General features: G+C 47.9%; 14 protein-coding genes. All 14 read left to right on the top strand.

What is annotated here, in order from left to right; all coding sequences use genetic code 11:
- Positions 1 to 35 precede the first annotated feature (35 nt).
- The 14 genes from DESPODRAFT_RS14840 (at position 36) to gpmI (ending at position 12,337) form a co-directional block, all read left to right on the top strand.
- Positions 36 to 545 (top strand): RsbRD N-terminal domain-containing protein, encoded by a 510-nt coding sequence (locus DESPODRAFT_RS14840; protein WP_004074470.1) that lies wholly within the window; start codon positions 36 to 38, stop codon positions 543 to 545.
- Between the two features lie 54 nt (positions 546 to 599).
- Positions 600 to 1,607 (top strand): sulfate reduction electron transfer complex DsrMKJOP subunit DsrM, encoded by a 1,008-nt coding sequence (dsrM, locus tag DESPODRAFT_RS14835; protein ID WP_004074469.1) that lies wholly within the window; start codon positions 600 to 602, stop codon positions 1,605 to 1,607.
- 3 nt (positions 1,608 to 1,610) lie between these two features.
- Positions 1,611 to 3,269, top strand: coding sequence for a sulfate reduction electron transfer complex DsrMKJOP subunit DsrK (dsrK, locus tag DESPODRAFT_RS14830; RefSeq protein ID WP_004074468.1), 1,659 nt, complete (start codon positions 1,611 to 1,613; stop codon positions 3,267 to 3,269).
- Between the two features lies 1 nt (position 3,270).
- Positions 3,271 to 3,666 (top strand): sulfate reduction electron transfer complex DsrMKJOP subunit DsrJ, encoded by a 396-nt coding sequence (dsrJ, locus tag DESPODRAFT_RS14825; RefSeq protein WP_004074467.1) that lies wholly within the window; start codon positions 3,271 to 3,273, stop codon positions 3,664 to 3,666.
- Positions 3,663 to 4,487, top strand: a complete 825-nt coding sequence (dsrO, locus tag DESPODRAFT_RS14820) for a sulfate reduction electron transfer complex DsrMKJOP subunit DsrO (protein ID WP_004074466.1) — start codon at positions 3,663 to 3,665, stop codon at positions 4,485 to 4,487. The genes dsrJ and dsrO overlap by 4 nt, the downstream gene beginning before the upstream one ends.
- Before the next feature lie 11 nt (positions 4,488 to 4,498).
- The gene (dsrP, locus tag DESPODRAFT_RS14815; RefSeq protein ID WP_004074465.1) at positions 4,499 to 5,656 is read left to right on the top strand and encodes a sulfate reduction electron transfer complex DsrMKJOP subunit DsrP; all 1,158 of its coding nucleotides are present in this window, start codon (positions 4,499 to 4,501) and stop codon (positions 5,654 to 5,656) included.
- 90 nt (positions 5,657 to 5,746) lie between these two features.
- Positions 5,747 to 7,429 (top strand): hypothetical protein, encoded by a 1,683-nt coding sequence (locus tag DESPODRAFT_RS14810; RefSeq protein WP_004074464.1) that lies wholly within the window; start codon positions 5,747 to 5,749, stop codon positions 7,427 to 7,429.
- A gap of 111 nt (positions 7,430 to 7,540) precedes the next feature.
- Positions 7,541 to 7,891 (top strand): zinc ribbon domain-containing protein YjdM, encoded by a 351-nt coding sequence (locus DESPODRAFT_RS14805; protein WP_004074463.1) that lies wholly within the window; start codon positions 7,541 to 7,543, stop codon positions 7,889 to 7,891.
- 203 nt (positions 7,892 to 8,094) lie between these two features.
- A complete protein-coding gene (gene rplU, locus DESPODRAFT_RS14800) occupies positions 8,095 to 8,406 on the top strand; it encodes a 50S ribosomal protein L21 (RefSeq protein ID WP_004074462.1) in 312 nt (103 codons plus the stop codon).
- A 53-nt stretch (positions 8,407 to 8,459) separates the two neighbouring features.
- Entirely contained in the window at positions 8,460 to 8,714 is a 255-nt protein-coding gene (rpmA, locus tag DESPODRAFT_RS14795; RefSeq protein WP_004074461.1) for a 50S ribosomal protein L27, read from the top strand.
- A complete protein-coding gene (gene obgE / locus DESPODRAFT_RS14790; protein WP_004074460.1) occupies positions 8,711 to 9,724 on the top strand; it encodes a GTPase ObgE in 1,014 nt (337 codons plus the stop codon). Before rpmA ends, obgE begins: the two co-directional genes overlap by 4 nt.
- A 24-nt stretch (positions 9,725 to 9,748) precedes the next feature.
- On the top strand, positions 9,749 to 10,393 hold the full coding sequence (gene nadD / locus DESPODRAFT_RS14785) for a nicotinate (nicotinamide) nucleotide adenylyltransferase (protein WP_004074459.1): 645 nt from the start codon (positions 9,749 to 9,751) through the stop codon (positions 10,391 to 10,393).
- Positions 10,390 to 10,782 carry a ribosome silencing factor gene (gene rsfS / locus DESPODRAFT_RS14780; RefSeq protein WP_004074458.1) on the top strand — a complete coding sequence of 131 codons (393 nt, stop codon included), beginning with the start codon at positions 10,390 to 10,392 and terminating at the stop codon, positions 10,780 to 10,782. The genes nadD and rsfS overlap by 4 nt, the downstream gene beginning before the upstream one ends.
- Entirely contained in the window at positions 10,772 to 12,337 is a 1,566-nt protein-coding gene (gene gpmI, locus DESPODRAFT_RS14775) for a 2,3-bisphosphoglycerate-independent phosphoglycerate mutase (protein WP_004074457.1), read from the top strand. Before rsfS ends, gpmI begins: the two co-directional genes overlap by 11 nt.
- Positions 12,338 to 12,340 lie beyond the last annotated feature (3 nt).

Genomic DNA, 12,340 nt, shown 5'->3' with positions numbered 1-12,340 from the left:
CCCGTTGACATTTTATAAATAAAGATTAATACACCGTGAAACAAATTATAAAAAAAAATCTGAATCAACTGCTGGACAGCTGGTTCCGTGCCACCATCAATACCTATCCTGAAGAATCCGCAAGGATTCTGGGCAAAAATTCCAACCGTTTTGACAATCCTATAGGGGCTGTCACCCGGGAAACCCTTGAAGATGTTTTAAACCTTATTACAGAAAATTTCAGCCGGGATGGTCTTGAAAAAGCCCTTGACCCGGTCATTCGAATTCGTGCGGTTCAGGCATTTGACCCTGCAAATGCCGTAAGTTTTGTATTTGCATTAAAGGAAATTGGTGAAAGCATCATTGAAAAGGCAGATATTATAAAATTTTATCGCCTGGTGGACGAAATTGCCCTGGCTGCTTTCAACCGGTACATGAAATGTAGAGAGGATATTTTCCTTTTAAAGGCCACGGAGAGCAAACGACGCATCCATCGCGCCTTTGAAAGGGCAGGTTTAGTAGCGGAGCTGTCAGAGGAAGACCTCTTAGGCTCCAAAAAATCTTAACATGTATGGCGCGATAATGGCGGGCCATACATAAAATAATGAGGTGGTTATAACATGAATCAAAGGTACTTGATCCCCCTTACTGCTGTCTTTCTGCTCTTCCTGTTGGCTTATGCAGGGGTTGAGGGACTCGGGCTTCAGGTGGTCTTTGGTGTACTGATTCCGTACCTGGCAGTTGCCGCATTCCTTATTGGCTTTGTGATCAAGGTCAAAGGATGGGCAGACTCTGCCGTGCCGTTTAGGATTCCTACAACCTGCGGCCAGCAGAAATCTTTGCCATGGATCAAACAGAACACCATTGACAACCCGAACACATCTACCGGCGTTTTTGTAAGAATGCTCCTGGAAATTTTTGCTTTCAGGTCATTGTTCAGAAATACAAAAGCGGCGTTTAACCGGCATGCGTCCAATAAACTCACCTATTCCTGGGAAATTTTTTTATGGGTAGGCGCGCTTGCATTCCATTACGCATTCCTGGTGGTTCTTCTCAGGCATGTAAGATTTTTCACTGCGCCTGTTCCCGGAAGCATTCAGTTTCTTGAATATCTGGACGGAATTATCCAGGTTGGTCTTCCCGGGCTGTTCATTTCCGGGCCTGTGCTTCTGCTGGCAGCGCTTTTCCTTTTAAGCCGCAGAATTTTTGATGCAAAAATCAGTTATATCTCCCAGGCTGCTGATTATTTCCCCTTGTTCCTGATCATCGGCATTGCCGCAACCGGTATTGCCATGCGCTATTTCACCAAGGTGGATATCACCGGCATCAAGGAACTGACCATGGGACTGGTTACCTTCCATCCCCATATTCCTGAAGAAGTCGGCGGACTGTTCTACGGCCATCTTTTCCTTGTGAGCATTCTGTTCGCCTATTTCCCCATGAGCAAACTGATGCACATGGGCGGCATCTTCTTGAGCCCGACCCGGAACATGGCCAACAACACCCGGGCCAAACGGCATATTAACCCCTGGAACTATGATGTGCCCATCCATACGTATGAACAGTATGAGGACCACTTCAGAGACAAAATGATTGAAGCCGGCCTGCCGGTGGATAAAAAGGAGTGATAGATGGCTGACGAACTTACACCGGATGAAGCATTAGACAAAATTAACTATCGTCCCCGGTCTAGCTCCGAGCCCAGCAACTGGCTGGACACTACCAAATCCGTTCAGATCCGGCCCGGCATGTACTGCTATGCCGCTAAAGCGGAAAGTGTCCAAACCTTGGGTCTTCCCAATGCCAGGGAATGGAATCCCCTAGATAGTGACTGGAAACTGCCTGAAAACTGGCAAGAGATCCTACATGAGGGGATCAAAGAACGGCTGGAGCGTTTCCGTACTTTTAAAATATTTATGGACATCTGCGTACGCTGCGGTGCCTGTGCAGACAAATGCCATTTCTTCCTTGGAACCGGTGATCCCAAGAATATGCCGGTGCTGAGGGCTGAATTGCTACGATCCATTTACCGTAACGATTTCACCATGGTCGGCAAGATCATGAAAAATATCCCGGGCGGCAAACGTCTTTTAGGCGCAAGAGAGATGACCCTGGATGCACTCAAAGAGATGTGGTACTACTTTTTCCAGTGCACAGAGTGCCGACGCTGTTCAGTATTCTGTCCCTACGGCATTGATACCGCTGAAATCACCATTATCGGCAGAGAATTGCTTAACCTTTTGGGCCTGAATATCGACTGGATTGCCACACCGGTTTCCAACTGTTACAAGACCGGCAACCACTTGGGTATCCAGCCCCACGCCTTCAAAGACATGCTGGAATTCTTTGTTGAAGATATCGAAGCAATCACAGGTGTCAACTGTGCACCCCAGTTCCAGAAAAAAGGCGCTGACATCCTTTTTATCACCCCATCGGGCGACGTATTTGCCGATCCCGGCACATATACTTGTCAGGGCTATCTGATTCTGTTCCAATATCTTAAAGATAAATACGGACTGGATGTCACCTGGTCAACCTACGCTTCCGAAGGCGGCAACTTCGGTTTCTTTACTTCCCATGAGACCATGAAACGGCTCAATGCCAAAATGTACGCCGAAGCAAAACGCCTGGGCGTCAAATGGATTCTGGGCGGGGAGTGCGGTCATATGTGGCGGGTCATCAACCAGTACATGGATACCATGAACGGCCCTGCCGACTTCCTTGAAGTACCGGTGAATCCCATCACCGGCACCCGGTTTGAAAATGCCGCATCCACCAAGATGGTTCACATCTGCGAATTCACAGCGGACCTGATTAAACACGGCAAGCTGGAACTGGACAAGAGCCGCAACGCCAACCGGATCCTGACCTTCCACGATTCCTGCAACCCTGCGCGTGGCATGGGAATTCTGGACGAACCCAGGTATTGTATCAAGGCATGTGCAGATCATTTTTATGAAATGCCGCCGAACACCATCAGAGAGCAGACCTTCTGCTGCGGTTCCGGTGCAGGTCTGAATGCCGGTGAAAATATTGAGCTTAGAATGGCCGGCGCCCTTCCCCGGGCGAATGCCGTTAAATATGTTCATGAGAAATTCGGGGTTAATTCTTTAGCCACCATCTGCGCCATTGACAGGGCTGCACTTCCTACCATGTGTGAATATTGGGTGCCTGAAGTCGATGTCATCGGTGTTCACGAGCTTGTGGGCAATGCGTTGATTCTACCGGGTGAAAAGAAAAGAACCGAGGACCTGAGAATGGAACCCCTGCCCGGGGTAGAGGAGGAATAAGATGAGTAAAAATATGATTATGGCAGGACTTGTGGTATTTGTACTCGCCGTTCTTTCTCCGTTCTGGTTTAACCTGATCACAAGCACACAGGCCGCCCCCAAACCGGAACTGCTGGGAAAGGCGGCAACAGCTAAGAAATGTGTTCTGGACAAATATGAAATGCGGACAGAACATATGTACCTGCTGGATGTGTGGCGCGATTCTGTTGTGCGCAACGGTGACCGAAAATACACCGGAACCAACGGCCAGACCTTTAACATGAGCCTGTCCACAGGTGAAAACTCCTGCCTGGGCTGCCATGAAGATAAAGCAAAATTCTGTGACAGCTGCCACGACTATGCCTCTGTGAGCCCCTATTGCTGGGAGTGTCACACCAACCCCAAGGAGATTAAATGATGATAAAGAGCAGAAGAAGCTTTCTTAAAGTAGCGGGTATTGCTGCCATCGGAATGGGTGCTGCTCCGGTAATGAATCTTGCCGCATCAGAACCCCACGGCAGTGCCCAACCTGTAATATCAAAAAACGAAGAGGCCCTGCATGCCAAACGCTGGGGTATGGTCATTGACACCTCCAAACTGAACGAAGAAGTTGCTGAAGCAGTCAGGGAAGCCTGTCATAAGGCCCATAACGTACCGGATTTTACCATGACCCCGGACCCTGAAAAGTATCCCGGCACCCGTCCGTTCAGGGATGGACAGGATATTAAATGGATCTGGCCCGAGCAATTCCACTATGCTTTTCCGGACAAGGAGGATGAATTTCTGGCTGAAAAGTTCCACCACCTTCCTTTCCTTGTGACTTGCAACCACTGCAAAAACGCGCCTTGTGTACAGGCATGCCCCACCCAGGCGACTTTCAAGCGGGAAGATGGCATTGTCCTTATGGATTTCCACCGCTGCATCGGCTGTCGGTTCTGTATGGCGGCCTGTCCCTACGGCGCAAGGAGTTTCAACTTCAGAGATCCACGTCCCTTCATTGAAGAGACAGTCCCGGGTTTCCCCACCCGCAGCAAGGGTGTGGTTGAAAAATGTAACCTCTGCGCCGAACGTCTGGCTAAAGGTGAACAGCCCCATTGTGTGGAAGCAAGCAAAGGCGCTATCGTCGTAGGCGACCTGGAAGATCCAGAATCTGAAATCCGTGGTCTGCTGAAAGAACATTATACAATCAGACGTAAACAGGAACTGGGTACAGAACCCAGTGTTTACTACATCGTTTAAGAGAGGCGACTATGCTTGAGATAGCTTTTAAAGGAAGTAAAAAATATTGGTTGTGGATCGTCCTTTTGCTCGCTGTCATGGGCGCAGGAGGCCTTGCCTACCTTGACCAGTTCATAAACGGTCTGCAGATCACGGGCATGAGCCGGGACGTTTCATGGGGCTTTTACATCGCCAATTTCACCTTTCTTGTGGGTGTTGCCGCAGGTGGTGTTATGGTGGTTATCCCCTATTACCTGCATGATTACGAACGGTTCCACCGGATCACCATTTTAGGTGAATTTCTGGCCGTTGCCAGCCTGATCATGTGCCTGCTGTTCATTGTTGCGGATTTAGGTCAGCCCATTCGTATGCTGAATGTGCTCTTGTACCCCACCCCCCACTCCATGCTTTTTTATGACATGATTGTTCTCAACGGGTATCTGTTTTTGAACATTGTTGTGGGATGGAAAGTGCTTGAAGCTGAAAGAAACCAAATAGAACCGGTATGGTGGACAAAACCCCTTGTGTATATCTCCATCCCCTTTGCCATCGGTATCCACACGGTAACAGCCTACCTGTACTGCGGTCTGCCCGGCCGCGGTTTTTGGTTGACGGCCATTCTGGCCCCCAGATTCCTGGCATCTGCCTTTGCCGCAGGTCCTGCGTTTCTGATCATCCTTTGCTACATCATTAAAAAATTCACCAAATTTGATCCGGGCTGGCAAGCCATGCAGACCCTGGCAAAAATTGTCTGCTACGCCATCATTGCCAACCTGTTCTTCTTTGCTTGTGAAGTTTTCGTGGTTTACTACTCCGGCATCCCCAGTCATCTGTCCCATATGCAATACCTGCTATTCGGTCTGCACGGGCACAACATGATGGTACCCTGGATGTGGAGCGCTCTGATTCTTATGAGTGTAGGTGCCATTTTCCTGCTGATTCCGAAACTGAGAAACAATCACGCACTGTTGCCTGTTACCTGCGCCATGATATTTTTCGGTGCCTGGATCGACAAGGCGCTTGGCATGATCGCCGGTGGTTTTGTTCCTTCTCCGCTGCATCACGTGAATGAATATGCCCCCACACTCCAGGAAGGAATAATTGCCTTGGGTGTTTACGGCACAGGTTTTTTTGTACTGACCATCCTGTACAAACTTGCCACCACAGTTAAAGAAGAGGTTCGCGGATAGTTAAAAAACATTTATCTGCAATATTTAGCTGATATTTTCAAGGGGGCTTTTTTTACAAAAGCCCCCTTGATATTTAAAAAGGAATTAATTTTGGGTTCATCTGTTTTTCAAAACATCATTGTCACACCGGATGCTCCAGTCGAAGACCTAAAAAACAGGGTTGTTGCAGCCCTTTTTTCCGGAAAGACAAAGCGACTCAAAACGCTGCTTGATCAGACCACGGGTTGGGCAAAACCCGCTGAACTCGGGGAAACAGATGAAAAATATCTGCGCCAGGTGTTGACCGCCCTTATAAGGCACAAACATCTGGTTGATGATCATCCTGATCTGAAAAAACAGACCAAAAATCTTAAACATCTGCTGGCAGACAAAGTACATAATGCCGATCCCGGCCACATGGCATATGACACATGGAAAAAGCGGCTGGATCTCGCCCCGTGGCAAAACCCTTATATATTCAGTGAGGCCATTACCTTTCAGATGACGTCGGGCTGTTCCAATTTCTGCCGTCGCTGCAATGAGTGGGCTTTGCCAAAGGTCCGGTGTCATTTCAACTTTGATGCGGTAAATACATTTATTGATACATTTCTGGCGCATGGAAACAGGGATTTAGCGCTCTACGGCGGCTCAGATCCCCTTGACTGGTGTGATGGTTCCCATGATATCATCCATGTGCTGAACCGCCTTGGAAAGACCTGCCAATTCAGTCTGCTGACAAAAATACCAAGAGGGAAAGGAGACCTTGCAAAAGCATTGATTAAGGCCGGCATCCCCTTGTCGGTCAGCCTGACCGACCGCAACCGGGACAGAATTCTATGCCTTGAAACCCAGATGGGAGAATCCTTTAGCAAGCAGCATGCCACTGCCGATCTTTTGATCCCGGCCGGCCTGGATGAAGACTTTTCCACGGTCAAGCCCTCCATTACGGACAGCTATGGCACTGAAATCTCCCTGGACGGGTGTTTTGCCGTCATCCCTGCATTCACCAGTGCATTACACCCCTTTGGCCATAAAAAAATCAGGATCACGGCCCAAAGCGCATTTATCCCCAGAAAAAAAATAGGCCGCCCTGCCCTTTTAGTGGATTATTTCAAACCCCTTGAAGTGCTTACCGAACAGGGCCTGTCCATTTTGCCCGCACTTTTAGATGTTCAGGTGGAAAATATCCTTTTTGATAACGGCCGGGATGAACTGACACCACCGGGCATGAGAAGCATCAGGGAGTATTTTGATATTTTTTCGGACAAGGCACGGCTGAAAAGAAAAAAAATGATCCCGTCAGTGGTCAAACGGATAAAAAACAGGTATCTGCATGCCACCCGTTTCCATGAGCTCTCTGCAGAAATGCAGACAGCCCTGAAAAACGAAATCCTTGACCATGTCCAATTTACAAGAAAAAATATTGTTGCAGGCGCAAAAACCTGCAGTATATCTTTTTTCCTTTCAGGCATTTATGCTTATACTCAGGTTCACCCGACAAAATGTCATATTATCCGTCATATGACCCTGCAGGAGTATATGCAGCGAAAAAAGCGGTTCCAAAATCCTGACCCGACGCTCCCCATCGCCCAGAGGCTTGAAAACCCGGACACTGATCCATGGGGTCTGTTCAGATATTATGCCTTAACCCTGGTTCACGAGGGCCCCGAAAAACAGGTGGCCCAGTTTATCCAAACCTGTCCCGCCGCCTTTCATCCGGAAAAGGACCGGTTTATTCCGGCAAATTTGGGCACATGCTCGAAATACTGTTTGACTCAAATTGAGCCCCCCTGATATACACACGACATAAGGAAGGCCGTCTTCATTTATATTTCATCGTGATACGTGTTTCACTGCATGAAAAAAATATTTTAAACCTTTATACAATCGACCGGAAATTTTGCTATGTCAGTTGAAAAAAATATGTGTCCCAAATGTAATTCACCTTATGCCTATCCTGATGGACTCCTGTGGATATGCCCGGAATGTGCTCATGAGTGGACACCTGATCAGACCGCCGATACACCCTTGGAAGGTGCGCTACGATTCTTAGATGCCAATGGCAATCCTTTGCAGGATGGAGATACCGTCACCACCATCAAAGATCTTAAGGCCGGGAAGGACACAATCAAATTGGGCACAAAAGTCAAAAACATCAAACTTCTTGATGACCCCGTAAATGGTCACGATATTTCCTGTAAGATTGGAGGATTCGGCGCCATGTACCTTAAATGCGCTGTTGTTAAAAAGGCATAAAAAAGAGATTTGCTCCATTCCGGAAGGATGGTTTTAAATGCTTCAATCATCTGAAAAAGAGAACGAAAAACTATTATCAGTAACCATCACCGGATAGCATGGAAATCAAAAATGAGAATTGACAATACAGGCAAATAGTTATATTATGCGGAGTTTTTTTTAAGTACCCGATATATGATGTCAGATTGTAAGGAGATAAACCCATGTATGCAGTAATCAGAACCGGGGGCAAACAATACAAGGTCCAGGAAGATCAGGTTTTGAAAGTTGAGAAGCTTGAAGGCACCGAAGGATCTGAAATTGAATTTAATGATGTCCTTTTATACTCCGATGGTGAGACCTTAACTTTAGGCGCACCCCAGATAGAGAATGCAAGCGTCAAAGCTTTTATCGTGGAACAGGGCCGGAGCAAAAAACAGCTTGTATTTAAATACAAACGGCGCAAAGGCTACCGAAAAATGAGAGGTCACAGACAGCACTACACTGAAATCAGGATTAACTCCATTTCAGCTTAATTGTTTGTCCTTAAGGTATAAATTTGTAGCGTGTTAATGAAAGAGAGAGAAGCATGTCACATAAAAAAGCAGCAGGCAGTTCAAAAAACGGTCGTGATTCAAACTCCCAGCGGCGGGGCGTGAAAAAATTCGGCGGCGAGCAAGTCACCGCCGGCAATATCATTATTAGACAGTGTGGCACCAAAATCCATCCCGGCAACAATGTCGGTATGGGCAAAGATTATACCATTTTTGCCAAGATCGACGGTGTCGTGACCTTTGAAAGAAAAGGTCGTGACAGAAAAAAAGTCAGTGTTTATGAAGCGTGAAATTTGTTGATGAGGCCATTGTTACGATCAAGTCCGGAAGTGGCGGTGCAGGATGCGTCAGTTTCCGGCGTGAACGTTTCATAGAAAAAGGCGGGCCTGACGGCGGAGACGGCGGCGATGGGGGGGATGTCATCCTCCGGGTGGATCCTTCAAAACGGACCCTGTATGATTATCGCCGCCAAAAAAACTTACGTGCACAAAACGGGGCTCCAGGCCTGGGTCGGCAGAAACGTGGCAAAAACGGCAGCCACTGCTATTTATCACTTCCTCCTGGTACCATTGTTTTTGATGCGCAAACCTCACAGGTCCTTGTCGACCTCACTGATCCCGACAAAGAAATAGTTATAGCCCAGGGCGGCATGGGCGGACGGGGCAATAAACGGTTTGCCACATCCACCAACAGGGTGCCCAGATTTGCCCAACCCGGAATCCCGGGCGTTGAGATGAAACTTCGCTTAGAACTCAAACTCATGGCAGATGTCGGGCTTGTAGGGCTACCCAATGCAGGCAAGTCCACCCTGATTTCAGCCATGTCAGCGGCCCGCCCCAAAATTGCGGACTATCCCTTTACCACACTGACCCCCACCATCGGCATGGTGGAACCGCCCTTTGGCGAACCCTTTGCCGTAGCCGACATTCCCGGGCTGATTGAGGGTGCCCATGAAGGCGTGGGGCTTGGGATAAAATTTCTTAAACATATTGAACGTACCGGTATTCTGGTGCATCTTATTGATTCCAGCGACATTGATCCGGAAAATCCGTTGGCACAATTTGCGCTCATCAACAATGAACTGGCAATGCACAGCGATACCCTGGCAAACAAAACCCAGGTTGTGGTTCTCAATAAAATTGATCTTACGGGCACTGAAAACCGGATTGAGGCCTTTAAAAACGCTTTGCCCGATCAGTCTATTTTTACCATTTCCGCAGCTACGGGCAAAGGCGTTAAAACCCTGATCAAACACCTGGCTCAACTGCTTCAACCTGCAGTACCTGAAGACAAGGAATAGTGCCGGGCAACGGATACAGCCAAGATGAAGGCAGGACTTTTCGGCGGCACATTCAATCCCATTCACAACGGTCATTTAGGCATTATCCAATATGTCAAGGCGCATTATGCCTTTGAGACAATCATACTTTACCCGTCAGCCCTGCCCCCCCACAAACCGAACCTTAACCTGGCTTCCGCCCGGGACCGGCTTACCATGGTAAAACGCGCGATAAAAAATCTAAATGGGTTTCAGGTGTCTGACATTGAACTGCAGCGTAAAGGTCCGTCATTTACCATTGACACCATATCCCAGTTTAAAACCATATTTGGCAGCCACACCCGTTTTCATCTGCTTTTAGGCTCGGATGCTTTTTTTGACACGCCCTCTTGGAAACAGGCCAATAGAATTTTTGGGGCCCTGCCCGTGATCGTTATGCAGCGCGGTGAAAAAACCGACATGGAACCTTATGCTTCCTTTATTGACGAACACGTTTCAAAAGGCTACAAACTTAAGAGCGATAATATTTTTGTCCATGACCGGCTTTTTCCCATCCGTATCTGCAATGTTCCAAGAATTGATATTTCATCGACACAGATACGGAACCGAATCAAATCCGGCAAATCTATCTCGGGACTTGTACCTGAAGATGTTGAGACTTTTATCAAAACAAAGGATTTATATAAATGATCGCCCTCCAAGAGGAATATATACCCTATCTTGCCCCCATATTTGACCGAAAACCCAAACGCGTAACCGCACTGATGGTCAGTGAATTAACCTCCTACACAGACATGGTGGTCATTGTGGAAGCCGGATCAAGCCGGCAGGTAACCTCCCTTTCCGAACATATTATAAAATCCCTTAAGGAGGCAAAGATAAAAACTTTAGGTACAGAAGGGGTCAAGGAAGGCCAGTGGGCGCTACTCGATTTCGGACACCTGATCATCCATATCTTTGAATCCGATGCCATGGCATTTTACGACCTTGAAGGACTTTGGAGTGATGCCGCATCGGTTGATCTCTCCGAATTTGGTAGGCAGACACAAACAGATATGGAGGATGACGATGGGTTCTGAAAAAAGACCGGTCAATATCTTGATGATACTTGACGGCTGGGGCATCAACCCATCGGAAGAAGGCAATGCAGTGGCCGCAGCCAATACACCGTTTCTGGACAGACTCATAGACGAGTACCCAAACACAACTCTTAAATGCTGCGGTGAGGCTGTGGGACTTCCCGACGGTACCATGGGAAACTCCGAGGTAGGCCACATGAACATCGGGGCCGGCAGGATCGTGGCCCAGGATTTTGTCCGGATCAACACGGCCATTCGGGATAATAGTTTTTACTCCACCCCGGCGCTTGTTTCAGTTATGGACAAGGTTAAAAAGAGAGATAAAAATCTTCATCTTTTGGGATTGCTTTCCGATGGCGGGGTTCACTCCCACATCAATCACCTGTTTGCTTTAATAAAAATGGCCAAAAATAAGGGCATTACCCGGGTTTATATCCACCCCATCATGGACGGCAGGGACACCTCTCCCACATCCGGCATTAAATTTCTAAAACAGCTTGATGAAAAAATCCAGGATATTGACACAGGAAAGGTGGCGACCATGACCGGACGCTTCTGGGCCATGGACAGGGACACCCGCTGGGAACGGGTACAAAGAGCCTATGAACTTTATACCGAAGGTATAGGCGTTGATGCATCCAATCAGTCACCAGTCCAAGCCATCCAGGCCGCCTACGACAGGGAAGAAACCGATGAATTCATCAAACCGGTATACTTTTGCCCAGGCAATGAAGGAAAAATTGAACAAGGAGATGGCCTTATTTTTTTCAACTTCCGGGCCGACCGGGCCAAGGAGATCACCCGGGCATTCACGGAAAAAACCTTTGACGGTTTTGAGCGTACCACCTGCCCAAGCCTTTGTGATTTTGTGTGCATGACCCAGTATGACGAACACTTTGATCTGCCTGCAGCCTTTGCCCCCGAACATCTGGACAAAATTTTCGGGCAGATCCTAAGCGAAAATAAAATTTCCCAGCTTCGCATTGCAGAAACTGAAAAGTACGCCCATGTCACCTATTTTTTTAACGGCGGTGATGAGGCGGTTTTTGACGGGGAAGCGCGTATCCTCATCCCCTCTCCCCGGGATGTTGAGACCTATGACCAGAAACCTGAAATGAGTGCGGACAAAGTAGCGGACAAAGCCTGCGAGCAGATCCGTTCAGGCAAATTTCAATTTGTGGTGCTTAACTTTGCCAACATGGACATGGTGGGGCATACTGGTATATTTGACGCGGCGGTAAAGGCATGTGAAACCGTAGACAGATGTGTAGAAAAAGTGGTGGAAGCTATCTGGGAAACCGGTGGTACCGCTTTTATCACCGCAGACCACGGCAACTCAGAACAGATGCTGGCCCAGGACGGGTCCCCCCATACGGCCCATACATTAAATCCGGTAAGGTTTATTGTTGCAGCCAAACCAGCACTTGCCATCAGCCTTCTGGACGGCAAACTCGGAGATATTGCGCCGACCATACTCAATGTTCTTGGAATAGCGCAGCCTTTGGAAATGACAGGCCAATGCCTGATCCAGGATAAACAAATAAAAGATAAATAAATA

Origin of the sequence: Desulfobacter postgatei 2ac9 (genome assembly GCF_000233695.2) — a bacterium.
GTDB classification, from domain to species: domain Bacteria; phylum Desulfobacterota; class Desulfobacteria; order Desulfobacterales; family Desulfobacteraceae; genus Desulfobacter; species Desulfobacter postgatei.
This window is presented reverse-complemented; position numbering and strand designations above follow the sequence as displayed.

What these genes read in the sequence shown, in the direction of transcription:
- rplU (WP_004074462.1), top strand. Translation starts at nt 8,095, where the DNA reads ATGTATGCAGTAATCAGAACCGGGGGCAAACAATACAAGGTCCAGGAA.
- dsrO (WP_004074466.1), top strand. Translation starts at nt 3,663, where the DNA reads ATGATGATAAAGAGCAGAAGAAGCTTTCTTAAAGTAGCGGGTATTGCT.
- dsrK (WP_004074468.1), top strand. Translation starts at nt 1,611, where the DNA reads ATGGCTGACGAACTTACACCGGATGAAGCATTAGACAAAATTAACTAT.
- DESPODRAFT_RS14805 (WP_004074463.1), top strand. Translation starts at nt 7,541, where the DNA reads ATGTCAGTTGAAAAAAATATGTGTCCCAAATGTAATTCACCTTATGCC.
- dsrJ (WP_004074467.1), top strand. Translation starts at nt 3,271, where the DNA reads ATGAGTAAAAATATGATTATGGCAGGACTTGTGGTATTTGTACTCGCC.
- dsrP (WP_004074465.1), top strand. Translation starts at nt 4,499, where the DNA reads ATGCTTGAGATAGCTTTTAAAGGAAGTAAAAAATATTGGTTGTGGATC.
- rsfS (WP_004074458.1), top strand. Translation starts at nt 10,390, where the DNA reads ATGATCGCCCTCCAAGAGGAATATATACCCTATCTTGCCCCCATATTT.
- nadD (WP_004074459.1), top strand. Translation starts at nt 9,749, where the DNA reads ATGAAGGCAGGACTTTTCGGCGGCACATTCAATCCCATTCACAACGGT.
- dsrM (WP_004074469.1), top strand. Translation starts at nt 600, where the DNA reads ATGAATCAAAGGTACTTGATCCCCCTTACTGCTGTCTTTCTGCTCTTC.
- rpmA (WP_004074461.1), top strand. Translation starts at nt 8,460, where the DNA reads ATGTCACATAAAAAAGCAGCAGGCAGTTCAAAAAACGGTCGTGATTCA.
- gpmI (WP_004074457.1), top strand. Translation starts at nt 10,772, where the DNA reads ATGGGTTCTGAAAAAAGACCGGTCAATATCTTGATGATACTTGACGGC.